21 protein-coding genes are annotated in these 18,808 nt (G+C 64.9%); 10 read left to right on the top strand and 11 right to left on the bottom strand.

The features are described from left to right. Window positions 1–8 precede the first annotated feature (8 nt). Window positions 9–656, bottom strand: a complete 648-nt coding sequence (gene kynB / locus DXT59_RS03490; protein ID WP_116135547.1) for an arylformamidase — start codon at window positions 654–656, stop codon at window positions 9–11. A gap of 129 nt (window positions 657–785) precedes the next feature. Between kynB and DXT59_RS03485 the strand changes: the two genes are divergently transcribed. Next, window positions 786–1,289: an Lrp/AsnC family transcriptional regulator gene (locus DXT59_RS03485; RefSeq protein ID WP_116135546.1), complete on the top strand. Its 504-nt coding sequence runs from the start codon at window positions 786–788 to the stop codon at window positions 1,287–1,289. A 137-nt stretch (window positions 1,290–1,426) separates the two neighbouring features. Then, window positions 1,427–2,029, top strand: a complete 603-nt coding sequence (locus DXT59_RS03480; protein ID WP_162877934.1) for a DUF4347 domain-containing protein — start codon at window positions 1,427–1,429, stop codon at window positions 2,027–2,029. A gap of 18 nt (window positions 2,030–2,047) precedes the next feature. Here the strand turns inward: DXT59_RS03480 and DXT59_RS03475 are convergent, their stop codons facing one another. After that, on the bottom strand, window positions 2,048–2,557 hold the full coding sequence (locus DXT59_RS03475; protein ID WP_116135544.1) for a flavin reductase family protein: 510 nt from the start codon (window positions 2,555–2,557) through the stop codon (window positions 2,048–2,050). A 292-nt stretch (window positions 2,558–2,849) separates the two neighbouring features. On the opposite strand from DXT59_RS03475, the gene msrA reads away from it, so the two are divergent. Beyond that, window positions 2,850–3,401, top strand: coding sequence for a peptide-methionine (S)-S-oxide reductase MsrA (gene msrA / locus DXT59_RS03470; protein ID WP_116135543.1), 552 nt, complete (start codon window positions 2,850–2,852; stop codon window positions 3,399–3,401). Between the two features lie 58 nt (window positions 3,402–3,459). Here the strand turns inward: msrA and DXT59_RS03465 are convergent, their stop codons facing one another. The 3 genes from DXT59_RS03465 to pdxH all read right to left on the bottom strand — a co-directional run bounded on the left by DXT59_RS03465 (window position 3,460) and on the right by pdxH (window position 6,664). Continuing rightward, the gene (locus DXT59_RS03465) at window positions 3,460–4,632 is read right to left on the bottom strand and encodes a DUF72 domain-containing protein (RefSeq protein WP_420823356.1); all 1,173 of its coding nucleotides are present in this window, start codon (window positions 4,630–4,632) and stop codon (window positions 3,460–3,462) included. Between the two features lie 35 nt (window positions 4,633–4,667). After that, window positions 4,668–5,888, bottom strand: a complete 1,221-nt coding sequence (locus DXT59_RS03460) for an SAM-dependent methyltransferase (RefSeq protein WP_116135542.1) — start codon at window positions 5,886–5,888, stop codon at window positions 4,668–4,670. A 137-nt stretch (window positions 5,889–6,025) separates the two neighbouring features. Next, on the bottom strand, window positions 6,026–6,664 hold the full coding sequence (gene pdxH, locus DXT59_RS03455) for a pyridoxamine 5'-phosphate oxidase (RefSeq protein WP_116135541.1): 639 nt from the start codon (window positions 6,662–6,664) through the stop codon (window positions 6,026–6,028). Window positions 6,665–6,833: 169 nt separating this feature from the next. Between pdxH and tcdA the strand changes: the two genes are divergently transcribed. After that, window positions 6,834–7,694 (top strand): tRNA cyclic N6-threonylcarbamoyladenosine(37) synthase TcdA, encoded by an 861-nt coding sequence (gene tcdA / locus DXT59_RS03450; RefSeq protein ID WP_116135540.1) that lies wholly within the window; start codon window positions 6,834–6,836, stop codon window positions 7,692–7,694. A 37-nt stretch (window positions 7,695–7,731) separates the two neighbouring features. Here the strand turns inward: tcdA and trxA are convergent, their stop codons facing one another. The 4 genes from trxA to tsaE all read right to left on the bottom strand — a co-directional run bounded on the left by trxA (window position 7,732) and on the right by tsaE (window position 11,744). After that, window positions 7,732–8,580 (bottom strand): thioredoxin, encoded by an 849-nt coding sequence (gene trxA, locus DXT59_RS03445; RefSeq protein ID WP_116135539.1) that lies wholly within the window; start codon window positions 8,578–8,580, stop codon window positions 7,732–7,734. Between the two features lie 54 nt (window positions 8,581–8,634). Continuing rightward, window positions 8,635–9,528 (bottom strand): pirin family protein, encoded by an 894-nt coding sequence (locus DXT59_RS03440; RefSeq protein ID WP_116135538.1) that lies wholly within the window; start codon window positions 9,526–9,528, stop codon window positions 8,635–8,637. 102 nt (window positions 9,529–9,630) lie between these two features. Then, window positions 9,631–11,223: an N-acetylmuramoyl-L-alanine amidase gene (locus DXT59_RS03435; RefSeq protein ID WP_116135537.1), complete on the bottom strand. Its 1,593-nt coding sequence runs from the start codon at window positions 11,221–11,223 to the stop codon at window positions 9,631–9,633. Then, on the bottom strand, window positions 11,205–11,744 hold the full coding sequence (gene tsaE, locus DXT59_RS03430) for a tRNA (adenosine(37)-N6)-threonylcarbamoyltransferase complex ATPase subunit type 1 TsaE (RefSeq protein WP_116135536.1): 540 nt from the start codon (window positions 11,742–11,744) through the stop codon (window positions 11,205–11,207). Before tsaE ends, DXT59_RS03435 begins: the two co-directional genes overlap by 19 nt. A 17-nt stretch (window positions 11,745–11,761) precedes the next feature. Here tsaE and queG point away from each other — a divergent pair, with 17 nt between their 5' ends. The 5 genes from queG (at window position 11,762) to plsY (ending at window position 15,848) form a co-directional block, all read left to right on the top strand. Further along, window positions 11,762–13,057, top strand: coding sequence for a tRNA epoxyqueuosine(34) reductase QueG (gene queG, locus DXT59_RS03425; RefSeq protein WP_116135535.1), 1,296 nt, complete (start codon window positions 11,762–11,764; stop codon window positions 13,055–13,057). A gap of 43 nt (window positions 13,058–13,100) precedes the next feature. Then, on the top strand, window positions 13,101–13,586 hold the full coding sequence (locus DXT59_RS03420) for a methylated-DNA--[protein]-cysteine S-methyltransferase (protein ID WP_116135534.1): 486 nt from the start codon (window positions 13,101–13,103) through the stop codon (window positions 13,584–13,586). A gap of 5 nt (window positions 13,587–13,591) precedes the next feature. Beyond that, complete coding sequence (gene xerD, locus DXT59_RS03415) at window positions 13,592–14,575, top strand: site-specific tyrosine recombinase XerD (RefSeq protein WP_116135578.1); 984 nt, start codon at window positions 13,592–13,594, stop codon at window positions 14,573–14,575. Between the two features lie 47 nt (window positions 14,576–14,622). Beyond that, window positions 14,623–15,114 (top strand): aminoacyl-tRNA deacylase, encoded by a 492-nt coding sequence (locus tag DXT59_RS03410; RefSeq protein ID WP_116135533.1) that lies wholly within the window; start codon window positions 14,623–14,625, stop codon window positions 15,112–15,114. A 74-nt stretch (window positions 15,115–15,188) separates the two neighbouring features. After that, window positions 15,189–15,848 (top strand): glycerol-3-phosphate 1-O-acyltransferase PlsY, encoded by a 660-nt coding sequence (gene plsY / locus DXT59_RS03405; RefSeq protein ID WP_116135532.1) that lies wholly within the window; start codon window positions 15,189–15,191, stop codon window positions 15,846–15,848. Between the two features lie 16 nt (window positions 15,849–15,864). Here the strand turns inward: plsY and DXT59_RS03400 are convergent, their stop codons facing one another. Next, entirely contained in the window at window positions 15,865–16,350 is a 486-nt protein-coding gene (locus DXT59_RS03400; protein ID WP_116135531.1) for a YajQ family cyclic di-GMP-binding protein, read from the bottom strand. Window positions 16,351–16,578: 228 nt separating this feature from the next. On the opposite strand from DXT59_RS03400, the gene murB reads away from it, so the two are divergent. Further along, on the top strand, window positions 16,579–17,625 hold the full coding sequence (murB, locus tag DXT59_RS03395; protein ID WP_116135530.1) for a UDP-N-acetylmuramate dehydrogenase: 1,047 nt from the start codon (window positions 16,579–16,581) through the stop codon (window positions 17,623–17,625). Window positions 17,626–17,671: 46 nt separating this feature from the next. Here murB and argF read toward each other — a convergent pair whose 3' ends face one another. Beyond that, window positions 17,672–18,601 (bottom strand): ornithine carbamoyltransferase, encoded by a 930-nt coding sequence (gene argF, locus DXT59_RS03390; protein WP_116135529.1) that lies wholly within the window; start codon window positions 18,599–18,601, stop codon window positions 17,672–17,674. Window positions 18,602–18,808: the final 207 nt, after the last annotated feature.

Here is an 18,808-nt window from a genome sequence, read left to right as displayed (position 1 = left end):
GCAAGCGATCAGATTTCACGCGGTGCGGGCCATGCGCGCAGTACCGCGCGCACGGGACTCGCATCGAGCGTGGTGAGCTTGAGCGGCAACGCGATCAACTCGTAATCGCCCGGCGCCACGGCGTCGAGCACGAGCCCCTCGAGGATGGCCATGCGGTGCGCGCGCACGCGGCCATGGCTGTCCATCGTTTTGGAGTCCTGAGGATCGAGCGATGGCGTATCGATGCCGATCAAGATGACGCCGCGCTCGGCGAGAAAATCGATCGTTTGCGGCGCGACGGCGCAAAACGCTTCGTCCCAGCGTGTGACCGGTGCCTGCGCGTACGTGCGCAGCAAGACGCGCGGCGGCAGCGCATCGGCGAACGGCGCGATATGCTCGGGCAGCACGAGTGGGGCCGCGCCGATGCAATGGACGACGCGGCACTGACCGAGATAGGGCGTGAGCGGCACATGTCCGATCGCGGCGCCGCCGGCGTCGTAGTGCAGCGGCGCATCGGCGTGCGCGCCCGTATGCGGCGAGCAGGTGAGCCGCGCGACGTTGACGGGCGAGCCCGCTTCCATGCGCCACACGCGCTCGACGCCGACGGGCGTGTCACCAGGCCAGACTGGCGTACCGGGCTCGACCGGCGGCGAGATATCCCAAATCGTCTCCTTCATGTCTCCTCAATCATCGGGAAGCTTGAGACGATGATAGGCAACTTCGCGCGCAAAGTGCTTGCGAAATTCTCGCCACCAACGGCGCAGACTAGAACATAATTCGAGATAAACCTAAAAAGGGGGCCAAAAATGAACGCGATCACGCTGGACGCCACCGATTGCCGTATTCTGAGCGTTCTCCAAAACGAAGGGCGGATCAGCAACCTCGATCTGGCCGAGCGCATTTCCTTGTCGCCGTCGGCGTGTCTGCGCCGGCTGCGGCTGCTCGAGGAGCAGGGCGTCATCGAGCGGTATCGCGCGTGTCTGAACCGGGAGGCGCTCGGCTTCGAGCTCGAAGCGTTCGTCCAGGTTTCGATGCGCAACGATCAGGAGAATTGGCACGAACGCTTTGCCGAGGCGGTGCGCGCCTGGCCCGAGGTGGTGGGTGCCTTCGTCGTCACCGGGGAAAGCCACTATGTGCTGCGCGTGCTCGCGCACAACCTGAAACACTACTCCGATTTCGTGCTGAGCAAGCTGTATAAGGCGCCCGGCGTCATGGACATCCGCTCGAATATCGTCTTGCAGACGCTCAAGGAAGATTCGGGCGTGCCGGTCACGCTGACGCCGACAGCGACGACGGGGCAAGCGCGCTGACGCCGGCCGCAGCCGCTTACGAAAAGTCGTAAAAGCGTGCCGTAACGGGTAATTCGGTCCTAGGTCGCCGTTCGGGGCCGGCCGGGTGAAGGGGGGTGGTTATCGTAGGCCGTTCCTTCCCCGAACCGGAGATGCATATGAAATGGAAGCAGGCGGCGATCATCATGCTCGACCCCAACGACCCGATCATCAACATGGATTCATATGCGTGGAAGCAGCGCTACCGCATTCCCGATCAGCGCTGCTTCACGTTGCCTCATGCGTCGGGCTGCAAGATTCGAGGCTTTACGCCGATCACCGAGGGGTGCCTCGCGTTTTCCGATTTGTCGACGAAACTGATCGTCGTGAGTCATGGCCTGCCGGGAGGCGTCAGCATCGGCCGCAAGATCATCGATGCGGCCGGCGTGTCGAGTTGGTTCGAGCAGTGGGGGATGCGCGAGGCGGGGCTGATCGCGTTTCGCGGGTGCAAACTCGGCGCGGCGGGGTTCTTGCAAGAGCTAGCGACGATGATCGCCGCGCGCCGGATGGGCGTCGGCTGGCTGATCGGCTATCGGCACGCGGCGCGCCAGTGGCGCAAGACCTGGCACGAGGTCTCGGGCGAGCGCGATGCCCGCGTGCGCGAGGCCACGGGCGGCCACGGCAAGTGCCCGGACAGCTACCGGGTGCGGATCGTTCAAGGCAACCGCGCGGTGACCCCCGGTGTCTACTCGCGCCGCTATCAGCTCGAAACGCTCGTCTGATGCGCCCAGGCGCCGGCCTTACAGCGGCTTGACGCCGTGGAACGCGCCGCCGTGAAAGATCAGCGGCGCGATCTCCTCGGCGTCCGGGTTGACGCCGCAACGCTCGACTTCACCCACGAAGATGACATGGTCGCCTTCCTCGTAGCGGCTGCGGTTATGGCATTCGAACCAGGCCAGCGCGCCTTCGAGCACGGGCATGCCGGTATCGCCCGCGGCGTGCGACACGCCGGCGAAGCGGTCGCCCTTGACCGTCGCGAAACGCTGACACAGGTCGAGCTGCGAGGCAGCCAGCACGTTGACGACGTAATGGCTGTTCGCTCGGAACACGGGCATCGAGGCGGACTTGGTCGCGAGGCTCCATAGGACGAGCGGCGGATCGAGCGAAACGGAATTGAACGAACTCGCGGTGATGCCGATAAGCTGCCCCGACGAGGCGCGCGTCGTGATAACCGTCACACCCGTCGCAAATTGGCCCAGTGCGCGCCGGAATGCGGCGGCGTCGAAATTGGGAGGGTTCGCGCGCTTCATCTGGCGAAAACTCCGGTTTGGCGCGCGGCCGCCGCATACGGCGCATCACAAAGAGCGGCGGAAAGAAAAAAGTCCAAGATTGAAGGCTTCGGCGTAAGTTGCGTAGCGCAGATTCTAATTGAATCGGCATGGGCCGATTCAGGTTACGCACAACTCGCGCCCGCGTGGCGCCGCCCGATTCGCATAGACTGACATCTTCCGCGAAAACGCACTAAGCTAGTCTCTCGGAGCGCAATGCGCGGGAATCGGGCGTGTTGCCAAATACCGGGCAAGTACGAGGAGAGCGAAAGCGATGAGTCAGACAACCGAAACGGCGACGCTGGGCGGCGGGTGCTTCTGGTGTCTCGAAGCCGTTTATCTCGACGTCGAAGGCGTAAAAAGCGTCGAATCGGGCTACGCGGGCGGCACGCTCGCGCAGCCGACTTACGAGCAAGTCTGCGATGGCGGCACGGGTCACGCCGAAGTGGTCAAAGTCGAGTTCGATCCGGCCCGGATCAGCTATCACGAGATCCTGAAGATTTTCTTCTCGATCCACGATCCGACCCAACTGAACCGTCAGGGCAACGACGTCGGCGACCAGTACCGGTCAGTGATTTTCACGCATGACGAACGTCAGCGCGAGATTGCGCTCGAATCGATCCGCGAACTCGAGCGCGAAGCCGTATTCGACGCACCGATCGTCACCCAAGTCGAACCGCTGGACGGCAACTACTGGCCGGCCGAAGCCTACCACCAGCGCTATTTCGCTCGGCATCCCGAGCAAGGGTATTGCGCCTTCGTGGTGGCGCCGAAAGTCGCGAAATTCCGCGCGAAATTCGCGAGCTGGATGCGCCCGGGCGCCTAACTGCCGCCGGTTGCCGGATACGGTAGGCCTGCATTGGCAGCGGCGGCTCGCGCGGCGCTCAAGCGGAACGGGCTTCGTCCGCCGTCGCCGCCTCTTCGCGCAATCGGGCGCAGGCGGCGGCGATTTCGCGCGCGAGTCCCACACAGGTGAGCGGGGCCGAGCCCTCGGCCTTATTGTTCGTCACGATCAGCACGGGCTGCCCCGCGATCGCGTACCGCGCGGCAAGCTCGGCCAGCGCCGCGCGCGTGGCCGGATCCTCGTCGACGATCCGGTTGAACGGTTCGTACTTGGCCTTCGCCTGTTCGTACTTGAAGCCGCCGTGCAAACTCCAGCGCACGATGAGCGGGCCGCTTGGCGCCTCGCCGTCGAGCAGCGCCAGCGCGGCCGCTTGTCTTAACGGATCGGGCATGCGAGCGTGCAGCCCCACGCAGTAGCGCACCCCGCGCTCGCGCAGCATGCGGATCAGCCGCGGCGTCAGCAGGCAAGCATCCCGAATTTCCAGTGCGTAGCATGGGCCGCAGGCGCCGTCCGGCGCCGCCGGCAGCGGCGGGAGCGCGTCGAAAAACGCGCCGAGCCGTTCGATGAAAGCGAGCGGGTCCGCCAAGATCCGCTCGGGCAGCGGCGGAAATTGGAAAACGAGCGAGCCGGCCTTCGGTCCGAGGCCTTCCAAGCACGGCGTCACGAACTCGTCGGCGGCGAGCCGGGCGTCGAGGAAGCATGGGTTCTCGGCGACCGGTTCGCCCCGCTCGCCGCGCAGCGTGGTATCCGTGACCGAGGCCGGCGCCTTGACGACGAATCGGAAGCCGTCGGGCACCTGTTGCGCGTAGCGCAGGTAGTCGGCCACCGAAAGCGGGGCGTAAAACGAGCGGTCGATGCTGACCGTGCCCAGCAGCGGATGCGCTCCGTAGGCGGCGAGCCCGTCGCGCGCGAGTTTCGAATCGCTGTAACCCTCGCCGTAGACGAGACCTTCCCATCCCGGAAACGACCAGGACGAGGTGCCTAGACGCACCTGCGGCGGCAAGGCTCGCGCGCAGTCGAGGACCTCGGGCGATGGGGGCGCGGGGAGCACGGCTCGTGCCCGGCGGCCGCCGCGTCTGGCCGGGGCCGCTTCGCCGGCCGAGTGCGAATCCACGGGCTCGGCAGGGCCTTTGCCGGAGGACGCCGCCGGCGGCGAGGCGGCGTCCATGTCGCCGAATAGATCGAATTGCGAATCGTCTGAGCTTGCTGCCATCGGTTGCCGGACCCTCGTAAAGGGTCGAGTGCGCGCTATGCGTCGAGCGGGCGATCGTACATGTAGCGGCGCGACCAAGGCAACGTTTGAGCGCTGCGGCCGGCCCGGCGGCAGACGATTTGGAACAACGAGACGTCGTCATTTTCGAATGCGTAGGCGCACCCGGCCAGATAGACGCGCCAGATCCGGAATTTTTCGTCGTCGACGAGCGTTTTGAGCTTCTCGCTATGCCGCTCGAAGTTGTCGGTCCAGATCTCCAGCGTTCGCGCGTAATGACGCCGTAAGCTTTCCACGTCGACGGGTTCGAGTCCGCCGCGCTGCATCGATTCCAGCGCCAGACTGATGTGCGGCAACTCGCCGTCGGGGAAAACATACCGGTCGATGAACTCGCCCCCGCCGAGTGCGGTTTCGCCGCTGTCGTAATCGGTCGAGGTAATGCCGTGATTCATGGCGATCCCGTCTTCGACCAGCAACTCGCGGATCTTGCCGAAATAAGCGGGCAGGTTTTTGCGCCCGACGTGCTCGAACATCCCCACGCTCGTGATGCGATCGAATTGTCCGTCGATGTCGCGATAGTCCTGCAGCCGGATCTCGATTTTATCGGCCAGCCCTGCCGCTTTGACGCGCTCGGTGGCCAGATCGAACTGGTTCTGCGAGAGCGTGACGCCGACGCACTGCGCGCCGAACTTGCTGGCAGCGCGCAGCACGAGGGCGCCCCAGCCGCAGCCGATGTCGAGCAGGCGCTGACCCGGTTGTAGCTGGATTTTTCTCAAGATGTGGTCGATCTTCTTCAACTGCGCCGCGTCGAGGCTCTCGTCGCCGTTTTCGAAGTAGGCGCACGAATAAACCATGTTATTGTCCAGCCACAGCTTGTAAAACTCGTTCGATACGTCGTAGTGGTATTGGATCGCTTTCTTGTCCGAGTTTTTCGAGTGATTGAAGTAGCGCCGCACGCGGGCGAGCTTGCTTGCGCTCGTGACCGTACTCCGGGCGAGGGAGTAGCCGATCGAGATGATGTCGGACAGCTTGCCCTCGATGTCGATCTTGCCTTTCACATAGGCTTCGCCGAGATTGTCGAGGCTCGGTTCGAGCAACAGCGGCAGCGCCGAGGCCGAATTGACCTTGAGCGTGACTTGCGGCGCCGCGAAGCTGCCGAAATCGAGTTGCTGACCGTTCCATAAGACGAGCCGGGCCGGCAGGTTCGTCTTGTTGCGCACGTCGTCTACCCACTGCGCCAGCTTTTTCTCCCAGAACATGCGTTTTCTCCGTGTACGTTGAAAATGCAAAGCAGAGCAAAGCAGCCGCCCGGCGCGGGCGGCATGTTCTTACACAGACGGTCGAGCCCGCCTGCCCGGCAAGGCCAAAGGGCGGGCGCTAGCGCGTCAGCTCGCCGTCAAGGCGAAAGTCGCGAGATGCGCCAGGTCCCGGCGCTCTGGCGTGTGTAAAGAATTCGGTCGTGCAGTCGCGACGGGCGCCCTTGCCAAAACTCGATGGTTTCCGGCACGAGGCGGTAGCCGCCCCAATGCGGCGGCCGGGGAGGATTCTCGCCAAAGCGCTCGGCAAATGACTTTTCGCGGGCTTCGAGCAGCGCGCGGCTCTCGATCGGCCGGCTCTGATCCGATGCCCAGGCACCGATGCGCGAACCGAGCGGACGCGAATTGAAATAAGTGTCGCTATCCTCGGCGCTCGTCTTGACGACGGTTCCTTCCACCCTTACCTGACGTTCGAGCTCGATCCAGTAAAAGAGCAGGCACGCATGCGGGTTGGCCGCCAAATCGAGCCCCTTGCGGCTTTCGTAATTCGTGAAGAAGACGAAGCCGCGTTCGTCCACGCCCTTGATCAGCACGATCCGCGCGGACGGATACCCGCGCGCGTCGACCGTGGCGAGCGTCATCGTATTGGGCTCGGGCAGCCGCGCGTCGAGTGCCTGTTTGAACCAGGCATCGAATTGGCGGATCGGATCGGCGTCGACGCTCGTTTCATCGAGCGAGCCGCGCGCATAGTCTTTTCGGAGATCGGCGAGGGTAGTCATGTTGTTATGCGACCGCTACACAGTCGGGGTCAGTATAGCCAACCTGCGACAAACGTGCCGCGCGTCGCGTAGTCGCAATGCGGCGCCGCCCGCCCTCTTGCCTTTCGTGCGGTCCGCTCGGACGCAATCAGGCAAAATACAGGCTTCCAAGGTATGAATTACATGCACCATGTCCAGCCCTAGCGCCACCGCGGTCAGCGCCGATCTCCTCCCCGCATCCGAGATCGGCGAAGTCGATCGCGCGCGCCGGTTCGGCGGCATCGCCCGCCTGTACGGCGATAGCGCGCTCGCCGCGTTCGAGCGCGCGCACGTGGCCGTCATCGGGATCGGCGGGGTGGGCTCCTGGGTGGCCGAGGCGCTCGCGCGCAGCGCGATCGGCAAACTGACGCTGATCGATCTCGATAACGTTGCCGAAAGCAATACGAACCGGCAAGTGCACGCGCTGAACGGCAATTTCGGCAAGCCCAAGGTCGATGCGATGGCGGAGCGCATCGCCCTGATCGATCCCGCGTGCGAGGTCCGGCGTATCGAGGATTTCGTCGAACCGGAAAACTTCGAGACGCTGCTTGGGGGCGGTTTCGACTATGTCGTCGACGCCATCGACAGCGTTCGCACGAAAACGGCGCTCATCGCGTGGTGCGTCCAGCATCGGCAGCCGCTCGTCACGGTGGGCGGGGCTGGCGGACAACTCGATCCGACGCGCATCCGCATCGACGATCTGGCCTTGACGATCCAAGACCCGCTGCTCTCGAAGGTGCGCGCGCAACTGCGTAAGCAGCACGGATTTCCGCGCGGACCGAAGGCGAAATTCAAGGTGAGCGCCGTCTATTCCGACGAGCCGCTCATCTATCCCGAAGCGGCCGTTTGCGACATGGACGACGTCGCCCAGCACTTGAGCACCTCGCCCGGGCATGCCGGGCCGGTCGGACTGAACTGCGCCGGTTTCGGTTCGAGCGTGTGCGTGACGGCGAGTTTCGGCTTCGCGGCCGCCGCGCACGTCTTGCGCGCGCTCGCCAAAGCGCCCCGCTGAATGCTCGCGGGGCGCGGGCAGGGCCGCTTTGTGCGGGTCAGTAAAGAACGGCGCTGAGCTTGCGCCGCCATTGCGCGACGAGTTCGGGCCGCTGCGCCGCCAGATCGAACACCGAGAGCATCGTCTTGCGGCCCGCATCGTCGCGGAACGAACGGTCGCGTTTGACGATCTCCAGCAGGTGCTCCAGCGCCGGTTCGTAAGCACGGCGCGCGATCAGGGCGTTGGCCAAATCGAAGCGCGCTTCCAAATTGGCGGGATCGGCCGCGACGGCGGCTTCGAGCGCGTCGGTGGGCGGCAAATCCGTGGCCGCGTCGAGCGCGTCCAGCCGCGTCTTGAGCGCGTTGTAACGCGGGTCGATGCCTTGCGTCGTCTTCGGCGAGAGCAACTCGGCCTCGCGGCGCGCGTCCTCGACCTGTTCTTGGTCCAGCAATAGCTCGATGAGGTCTAGCCGCGCCTCGTCGAAACCGGGATCGAGCGCCAGCGCCGCTTGCAGATGATCGCGCGCGACTTCCAACTCGCCTTGCTCCAGCGCATGGAGCGCGGTGCGGTGTTCGGCTTGAGCCGGATCGGGCACGAGCCGCTCGATGAACGCGCGCAATTGCCCTTCCGGCAGCACGCCGGTGAATTGATCCACGGGGCGCCCGCCCGCGAATGCCACGACGTGCGGAATACTGCGCACCTGAAAGTGCGCGGCGAGCTGCTGGTTTTCGTCGACGTTCACCTTCACGAGCCGCCAGCGGCCGCCGTACTCTTGCTCGAGTTTTTCGAGCATGGGGCCGAGCGTCTTGCACGGGCCGCACCACGGCGCCCAGAAATCGACCAGGACGGGCGCGAGGGCCGAGGCGTCGATCACGTCTTTTTCGAAGGTAGCCAAACTGGTGTTCATAGCAAACCTCAATGGTTTCCGATGCCGCAGCAGATGGGTGCGGCTTGCGTCATTTCAACCTTGCGGCGGCCGCGCGCCGCGCTCCGGAAGCGGGATCCATTCGGTCTCGCCCGGCACCTTGCCCATCGCCTGCGCGGCCCAGGCTGCCTTGGCCTCGGCGATCTTCTCGCGCGAACTCGCCACGAAATTCCATTCGATGAACCGTTCGCCTTCGAGTTTCGCCCCGCCGAGCAGCATGACCGTTGCGCCCGAGCGGCTCGCGAGCGTAGCCGTTTCTCCGGGAGCGAGCACGGCCATGTGATAGGGCTCGAGCGGCTCGCCGTCGATCGAAAGATCGCCGTCGACGAGATAGACGCCGCGCTCCTCATGCTCGGGCGTGAGCGCCAGCGCGCCGTCCGGCGCGAAGCTCGCGGCGACGTAAAGGGTGGGCGAGTAGGTGCGCGTGGGCGCTTGCAGGCCGAAAGCGCTGCCGGCGATGACCGTGAGCGACACGCCGTTGCGTTCGGTTTGCGGCAAGGTCGCGGCGCCATGATGCTCGAACGAGGGCTCGTCCGTCTCATGCGCGAGCGGCAGCGCCACCCAGGTTTGAATCCCGTGCATCACCTGGCCATGGCGGCGTTCTTCGTCGGGCGTGCGCTCGGAGTGCACGATGCCGCGGCCGGCCGTCATCCAATTGACATCTCCGGGCGTGATGCGCTGCACGGACCCGATGCTGTCGCGATGAAGCATCGCGCCTTCGAACAGATAAGTGACGGTGGCGAGCCCGATATGCGGATGCGGGCGCACGTCCACGCCGGTGCCCGGCGCGTAGGTGGCCGGCCCCATGTGGTCGAAAAAAATGAACGGGCCGACGAGCCGCGCCGCGAGCGCCGGCAAGACGCGACGCACCAACAGGCTGCCGATGTCGCGCTGCGTCGGCTTCAGAATGGCTTTTACGGATGGCGGCACGGCGCACTCCTACGGAGCATTGGGGCGGATCATTGTACTTCGCCTACCCGATGCGCCGCCTCGACCCGTGCTTGCCCTCACGGGCCTGGGCCCCAAGGCCCGTCACGCCATCCGATTCTTCGCGAGCGGGGGATTCGCCGCGAAGTAGCGCTTGATGCCCTTGAGGATGGCATTGGCCATTTCGCCGCGGTAGCCGTCGTCGTTCAAACGCTTTTCCTCGTCGGGATTGCTGATGAACGCGGTTTCGACGAGGATCGACGGAATATCGGGCGCTTTCAATACCGCGAAGCCCGCTTGCTCCACCGAGCCCTTGTGCAGCTTATTGATCTCGCCCACTTCCTTGAGCACGAAATTGCCGTAGCGTAGCGAGTCGCGGATCTGCGCCGTCGTGGACATGTCGAATAGGGCGCGGTTGACGGTCTCATCCTGAGTCTTGACGTTGATACCGCCGATGAGATCCGACGAATTTTCCTTATTCGCCATCCAGCGCGCCGCGGCGCTCGTCGCACCGTGCTCGGAGAGCGCGAACACCGACGAGCCGCGGGCCTCGGGCGTCGTGAACGCATCGGCGTGGATCGAGACGAACAGGTCGGCGCCGACGCGTCGCGCTTTTTGCACGCGCACGTTGAGCGGCACGAAGAAGTCGGCGTCGCGCGTCATCATCGAGCGCATGTTCGGTTGCGCATCGATCAGCGCGCGTAACTTTTTGGCGATATCGAGCGCCACATGCTTTTCGTAGGTGCCGGCGCTGCCGATGGCGCCGGGGTCCTCGCCGCCGTGGCCCGGATCGATCGCGACTGTGAGCAGGCGCACGGTCTTGCCCGATTTCGGCGTCGTGAACGCGTAAGTATCGCCGCCGTCGAGGCCGTCCTCGGCCGGGCTTTCGCTCTTGCTCGGGCCGCTTTTGCGTTGCGCGAGCGCCGGCGGCTCCACGGCGGGCTTGGGCGCCTTGCGCGGCACGCCGCCGTTCGAAGCCGAACCACCGGCGCCCGCGGCCGGGGTGCCGTTTTCGCCTTGTTGCGCGTAGCGTTCGAAAAACGCATCGCTATTGTCGGGCGGGGAGGGCGGCGAGGCCGGCCCGGCGTTGGGTCCCGCGAGCGGCGCCGGCGTTTGCATGGCATCCGCGCTGCGCGCGCTTTGGTCCAGGCGCTTTTCCTTGCGTTCGGTCTCGGCGAGCAATTCCATCAGCGGATCGGGCGCGACCGTCGGGTACAAATCGAGGACGAGCCGATAGCGATAGCTGCCCACGGGCGGCAACGTAAACACTTGCGGTTTGACGGAGCCCTTCAAGTCGAACACGAGCCGCACGACATGCGGCTGAAATTGCCCGACGCGCACCGTCTGAATCTGCGGGTCGTTCGGCGTGATCTTCGAGACAAGGTCGCGCAGCGCTTGATCGAGGTCGAGACCGTTCAGGTCGACGACGAGGCGATCGGGCCCCTGCAGCAATTGCTGCGTGCTTTGCAGCGGTTGATCGGATTCGATCGTCACGCGCGTGTAGTCGCGTGCCGGCCATACGCGCACGCCGAGGACCGAGCTTGCCAATGCAAGGCGAGGCAGCGCGAGCGAGGACGCGAGCCCGAGCACGAGCGTCGATGCGCCCGCGCGCAGCACTTGGCGGCGGCGCCAATTATGGGTGGCCGTGGCTGCCGATTCGATCGATTTGAACGGCTTGATCAACATCTTTCGAGACATGCTTTTCCTGGTTCGCTGTATGCACGGGCCTCGAGCATGCGCCGGTCCGCGTCGATCGTATCGAGCGAGAAGACGAGGTCGGGCGTGCCCAATAGCGCGCCGGCCTTCTGCGGCCACTCGACTAGGCAGACCGCGCCCGCGTCGAAATATTCGCGAAAGCCCGCGTCGGCCCACTCCGCCGGATCGGCGAAGCGGTACAGATCGAAGTGATAAAGCTCGAGTTCCCCGTCGTCGCGGGCGAGCGCGTAGGGCTCGACGAGCGTGTAAGTCGGGCTGCGCACGCGGCCCCGGTGCCCGAGACCGGCCAGCGTCGCGCGCACGAGCGTGGTCTTGCCCGCGCCGAGGTCGCCCAATAGCTGCACGTGCAGGCCCGTGAAGCCCGGAAGCATGCGGACGTGGTCGATCGCCCGCGCGAAACGCTCGCCGAACGCGTCGGTGGCCGCGAGGTCATCGAGCGGGAAGCTGCGCTCGAGAAGCGCTTTCGCGGGCGGAAAAAACGACGATGCGGACGCGGCGGGCATTCTCGTAAAATAGCGGGATGAAACGAAGTCCGGAACAGGCCGTCCAAGGCGCCCGCACGCTCGGCGAGGCCGATGCGGGCGGCGCGACGCAGCCGCTCGACGACACCGCGCTCGCGACGCTTGCGCGGCGGATCAAAGCGTGGGGCCTCGAGCTGGGCTTTTCGGCCGTCGGTATCAGCGACACCGATCTTTCGGATGCCGAAGCAGCGCTGACTGCGTGGCTCGAAGCGGGCTGCCACGGCGAGATGGATTATATGGCCAAACATGGCGCCAAACGTGCGCGGCCGGCCGAGCTTGTGGCCGGTACGCGACGTGTGATCACGGCGCGCATGGCGTATTTGCCCGCGGCAACGCTCGCGGGCGAACACGATGAAAGCGCTTCGTTAGCTGCTCCTCGCGAGGGCGGCCGGGGTGTCGGCGGCGATTGGCGCGCGCGAGAGATGGCGCGCTTGGCCGATCCGGAAGCGGCCGTCGTCTCGCTCTATGCCCGCGGGCGCGACTATCACAAGGTCATGCGCCAGCGTTTGCAGCAGCTTGCCGAGCGCATCGAGCGCGCGATCGGCGCTTACGGTTACCGCGTCTTTACCGATTCGGCACCCGTGCTCGAGGTGGCGCTTGCGCAAAAGGCCGGGGTCGGCTGGCGCGGCAAGCACACGTTGCTGCTCGAGCGCGACGCGGGCTCGCTGTTTTTCCTCGGCGAGATCTACGTCGACATCGACTTGCCCACCGATGCGCAAACGGCCCCCGAACGCGCGACGCGCGAGGCCGGCGCCCATTGCGGGCAGTGCACGCGTTGTATCGACGCGTGCCCGACCGGTGCGATCGTCGGCCCTTATCGCGTCGATGCGCGCCGCTGCATTTCATACTTGACGATCGAGTTGAAGGGCAGCATTCCCGAACCGTTGCGGCCGCTGATCGGCAATCGGATCTACGGCTGCGACGACTGCCAGCTCGTATGCCCTTGGAACAAATTCGCGCAGGCGGCGCCGGTCGACGATTTCGACGTGCGGCATGGGCTCGATCGGGCGACGCTCGTCGAGTTGTTCTCGTGGAGCGCCGAGCAGTTCGATACGCGGATGCAGGGCAGCGCGATCCGGCGCATCGGCTACGAGCGATGGCTGCGCAATTTGGCCGTGGCGATGGGCAATGCGCTGCGAGCCGGACGCACGGATGCGACGACTGAGCGCTTGAGCGAACTCGACGCGCTGGGCCGCGAGGCCCGCGTACGAATCGTCGAGGCTTTGCGAGCGCGCACCGAGGATCCGTCGTCGCTCGTGCGCGAGCACGTGCAATGGGCGCTGCAAGCGGCGTAAGCTACGGGACATCAACGCTGCCGTTATCCACCGGAGAACATCGATGTACCACGCCGTCGTCAGTGCGCCGTTCGGCAAAGTCGGGATCGAAGTCGATGCCGCGGCCGGCGTCGTGCGATCGATCGTCTATCTAGAAGATTCGGTCCCCGCGCGCTCGCCCGATTCGGCGATCGCCGAGCGGGCCGCGCGGCAAATCGAGCGTTATCTGGCCGATGCCGGCGCGCCGTTCGATTTGCCGCTCGCGGATACGGGCACGCCGTTTCAACGGCGCGTCTGGCAGGCGATGTGCGAAATCCCCCTCGGCAGCGTCATGACCTACGGCTCGCTCGCGGCTCAGGTGGGCGGTGTGGCGCGAGCCGTCGGCCAGGCGTGCGGCGACAACCCGTTTCCGCTCGTCGTGCCGTGCCACCGCGTCGTGGGGGCGAATGGTCTCGGCGGCTTCTCGCATCATGCCGGCGACGGATTTTATCCGCGCGTCAAGCGCTGGCTGATCGCGCACGAAAGTAATCAACTCGCACTGGCGTTATGAGCGATATGAACGACACGGGGGAGATCGCCGCGCCGGCGCGGCCCGATGCGCCCGCGCACTCGTCGCGGGAGGCGGCCGACCCGGCCGTGCAGGCGTTGCAGGCGGTCAACGTGCGCGCGATCGATGCGTTCGGCGATGCGCTTTGGCTCGAACACGGGCTCTCGCGCAATACGCTCGACGCGTATGGCCGAGACTTGCGGCTCTTCGCCGAATGGCTCGCGCGCACGCACCGGGTCGGCATCGATGCGGCCGCCGAGCCGCATATCAACGGTTATATCGCCGCGCGCAGCGACGGCAAGGCGACGTCCTCGAATCGCCGGCTGTCCGTCTTCCGGCGTTACTACGCTTGGGCATTGCGCGAACATCGCGTGAGCGCGGATCCGACGATGCGCATCCGCTCGGCGACGCAAGCCCCGCGTTTTCCGTCGACCTTGACCGAGGCGCAGGTCGAGGCGCTGCTCGCGGCGCCCGACGTCGACACCGAGCTGGGCTTGCGCGACCGGACGATGCTCGAGTTGATGTACGCCAGCGGCTTGCGCGTCAGCGAACTCGTTGCGCTCAAGACCGTCGAGGTGGGGCTAAACGAGGGCGTCGTGCGCGTCATGGGCAAAGGCTCGAAAGAGCGGCTCGTGCCGTTCGGCGAAGAGGCGCACGCCTGGATCGCGCGGTATCTGCGCGACGCCCGCCCTGCGCTGATGGGCGCGCGCGCGGCCGATGCGCTGTTCGTCACGGCGCGCGGCGACGGCATGACGCGTCAGCAGTTCTGGAACATCATCAAGCGGCATGCGCGCGCGGCCGGCGTGCAAACGCCGCTGTCGCCGCACACGCTGCGGCACGCCTTCGCGACGCACCTAATCAATCACGGGGCGGACTTGCGCGTCGTGCAACTGTTGCTCGGTCACGCCGATATTTCCACCACGCAGATTTATACGCACGTCGCGCGCGAGCGCCTAAAGACGTTGCACGCGACGCATCACCCGCGCGGGTGAATGCGGCGCTTGGTGAACGAGCGGGCGGTTGCGCTTACAATGCGCCGATGAGCAAAAGCAAACATGTTTCGGAGACCCCGGCCACGCAGTTCCTGCGGCGCCATGACGTGCCTTTCGGCGAGCACCCGTACGACTACGTCGAGCACGGCGGGACCGGCGAATCGGCCCGCCAGCTCGGCGTGGACGAGCACTGCGTCGTCAAGACGCTCGTCATGGAGGATGAAAACGCGAAGCCGCTGATCGTCCTCATGCACGGCGACCGCACCGTCTCGACGAAGAATCTCGCCCGCCAAATCGGCGCGAAGCGCGTCGAACCCTGCAAGCCCGAGGTCGCGAATCGGCATTCCGGTTTTTTGGTCGGCGGCACCTCGCCGTTCGGCACGAAAAAGACGATGCCCGTCTACGTCGAGTCGAGCATTCTCGATCTCGATTCGATCTATCTGAACGGCGGGCGCCGCGGCTATTTGATCAGCTTGGCGCCGTCGGTATTGACGGCGCTGCTCGGCGCGCGCCCCGTGCAATGCGCGAGCGTCGATTGACCCGCGCCGTTCGGTAAAATGACCCGCCCCGCGCTTTTGCGCGGTTTGCCCGCTAAGTCGAAAGAGTCCCGCCTATGTCATTGTTGATCGCCACCGTTGCCGCCTATCTGATCGGATCGATCTCGTTCGCCGTGATCGTCAGCGCCGCGATGGGGCTGGCCGATCCCCGTTCCTACGGATCGAAGAACCCCGGCGCGACGAACGTACTGCGCAGCGGCAATAAGACCGCGGCCGTCTTGACACTGCTCGGCGATGCGTTCAAAGGCTGGCTGGCCGTTTGGCTCGTCACGCGGTTCGGTCCGCGCTTCGGCCTGGGCGACACCGCCGTGGCGTTGGCGGCGATCGCCGTCTTCCTCGGGCACCTTTATCCGGTCTTCTTCAAATTCAAGGGCGGCAAGGGGGTGGCGACGGCTGCCGGCGTCTTGCTTGCGATCCAACCGGTGCTTGGCCTCGCAACGGCGCTGACCTGGCTCATCGTCGCGTTCTTCATGCGCTATTCGTCGCTCGCCGCGCTCGTCGCCGCCGTGTTCGCACCGTTATTCGACATCTTCCTGTTCGGGGAGAACGAGATTGCGTGGGCCGTGTTCGCGATGAGCGCGCTGCTCGTATGGCGCCATCGCGCCAACATCGGCAAGCTGATCGCCGGCACGGAAAGCCGGATCGGCGATAAGAAGGGCGCGGCGCAGGCCGCCGCGAAATCGGGCGCCGGCGAGGCGCACGCGCGCAAGCATTGAGCGAGCGCGGCGCCTATCAGTCGCGGAAGTTATTGAAGTCGAGCGGCGTATCGGTCACGTCCTTGCGCAACATGGCAATGACGCTTTGCAGGTCGTCGCGCTTGGCGCCCGTCACGCGCACTGCATCGCCTTGAATGCTTGCTTGAACTTTGATTTTGCTGTCCTTGACGAGCTTGACGATCTTCTTGGCAAGGTCACCCGACACGCCCTTCTTGATCGTGACGATTTGCTTGACCTTGTCTCCGCCGATTTTTTCGATTTTGCCGTAGTCGAGAAAGCGCACGTCGACGTTGCGCTTGGCCATTTTCGACAGCAGGACGTCTTTGACCTGACCGAGCTTGAATTCGTCGTCGGCAAACATCGTGAGTTCGCGTTCCTTTTGCTCGACGCGTGCGTCCGACCCCTTAAAATCGAAGCGCGTTGAGATTTCCTTGTTCGATTGCTCGATCGTATTCTTGACTTCGACCATATTGGCTTCGCAGACGACATCGAACGACGGCATATTGTTTCTCCCGACTTATGTTTTGAGCAGCGGCACCGGCCGCCGCATGCATGGCTTGCGTGCCCGCGCACCTACGCGCATCTAGCGCAAGGCGGGCACTCGCTATAATCACGACCGAACGCCATTTTACCGACGCCTTTCTTCCGAGAAAACGCCGGATCGCATCCGCGCTGTCGCATTGTGCGACGGTTGTCCCGACGCTGCAGCGCAAGCGCGCTTTTTTCGACGATGTCCTTTTCCGATCCTGATTCGTTTGTGCTTGTTCCCGATCAATCGCTGCGTGCCTACAACACGTTCGGCATCGATGCGCGCGCGCGCTGGTTTTGCCGCGCGCAAACGCCCGGGCAATTCGCGGCCGTGCTGCGCGACCCGCGCGTGGCCGGCATGCCGCACCTCGTGCTCGGCGGTGGCAGCAACATCGTGCTCACGCGCGATTTCGACGGCGTCGCCCTGCATGTCGCGTTGACGGGCAAGCGCCTCGTGCACGAGGACGACGAGGCTTGGTACGTCGAAGCGGCCGCCGGAGAAAACTGGCATGCGTTCGTCGCCTGGACGCTCGCGAGCGGGTTTCCCGGTCTCGAGAACTTGGCGCTCATCCCCGGCACGGTCGGCGCCGCGCCGATCCAGAACATCGGGGCATACGGCCTCGAAATGGCCGAGCGTTTCGATTCGCTGCGTGCCGTCGAGCTGGCGAGCGGCGAGACGGTCGTACTCGATGCGGCGCAGTGCCGCTTCGGTTACCGCGACAGTTTTTTCAAGCGGGAAGGGCGGGATCGATTCGCGATCACGGCCGTGACGTTCCGCTTGCCGAAGCGATGGACGCCGCGCGCCGACTATGCCGACATCGCGCGCGCGATGGATTCGAGCGAGGCCGGTAGGGGGAGCGCGACGCCTCGGGCGATTTTCGATGCCGTGGTGGCCGTGCGCCGCGCGAAGCTTCCGGATCCGGCCGTGCTCGGCAACGCGGGCAGCTTTTTCAAGAACCCTGTCGTCGATGCGGCCATGTTCGAAGCGCTTCGCGCCCGCGAGCCGCAACTCGTCTCTTACCCGCAAGCCGATGGCCGCGTGAAGCTGGCGGCCGGCTGGCTCATCGATCGTTGCGGTTGGAAGGGGCGGGCGATGGGCGCGGCGGCGGTCCACGAACGCCAGGCGCTCGTGCTCGTCAATCGCGGCGGCGCGACGGGCGCCGCCATCCTCGCGCTGGCTCGAGCGATCCAGGACGACGTGCGCACGCGCTACGGCGTGCAACTCGAACCGGAGCCGATCGTCGTGTGACGCGGCGAGCCGGTTCGCCGCGCGAGCCGGCTCCGTCTATCAGTGATCAGTGATTGAGCTTGCCGAGCAGCAAGAACTCCATCAACGCCTTCTGCACGTGCAGCCGGTTTTCGGCTTCGTCCCAGACGACGCTTTGCGGCCCGTCGATGACTTCGGCGCTGACTTCCTCGCCGCGATGGGCGGGCAGACAGTGCATGAACAAGGCATCGGGATGGGCTAGCGCCATCATTTCGGCATCGACGCACCAATCGGCGAACGCGGCCTTACGCGCTTCGTTTTCCGCCTCGAAGCCCATACTGGTCCAGACGTCTGTCGTGACTAGATCCGCGCCGCGGCATGCTTCGTTCGGATCGGCAAACTCCTCGAAGAACGGCTGGCTGCCGGCGGCCACGAGCGCCGGGTCGAGCTGATAACCCGGCGGCGTGGATACCCGCAGCTTGAAATCGAGGATTTGCGCGGCCTCGATCCACGTGTACAGCATATTGTTCGCGTCGCCGACCCACGCGACCGTCTTGCCCGCGATCGGGCCCCGGTGCTCGAAGTAGGTGAAGATGTCCGCGAGCACCTGGCACGGGTGGTATTCGTTCGTGAGCCCGTTGATGACGGGCACGCGCGAGTTTTCCGCGAACCGGCGAATGATGTCTTGGCCGAACGTGCGGATCATGATGATGTCCACCATCCGCGAAATCACTTGAGCGGCGTCTTCAATGGGCTCGCCGCGGCCGAGTTGGGTATCGCGCGTGCTCATGAACACGGCATGGCCGCCTAGCTGGAAGATGCCGGCTTCGAACGAGAGGCGCGTGCGCGTCGAGTTCTTCTCGAAAATCATCGCAAGCGTTCGGTCGTGCAACGGGTGATACGTCTCGTAGTTCTTGAACTTGCGTTTCAAGATGCGCGCGCGTTCTAGCACGTACTCGTAGTCGTCCCGGGAGAAGTCGTTGAACTGGAGGTAGTGACGGATTTGTTTGGCGGCCATGAAACGAATACGGCGGGCTTCACCCGGTGCGAGGGCACCGGACGGCGCCGCCGTCGGATGTGGTAACTGCAAGCAGCATAAAGGATTTCGGTAGTTTTGACGAGCCGCCGGGACGCGCCCGAGCCCGCGCGCGGCGTGCCGTGCCCAGTTTGTGTGCAGTGCGGCAAAAAGGCGTTGCGGTGGTATAATCGACGAGTTTTCCCAAGC

The sequence above is a fragment of the Trinickia diaoshuihuensis genome, from assembly GCF_003390925.1.
Lineage (GTDB): Bacteria > Pseudomonadota > Gammaproteobacteria > Burkholderiales > Burkholderiaceae > Trinickia > Trinickia diaoshuihuensis.
The sequence above is the reverse complement of the archived record's forward strand: the minus strand, read 5'-3'. Positions and strand labels throughout refer to the sequence as shown.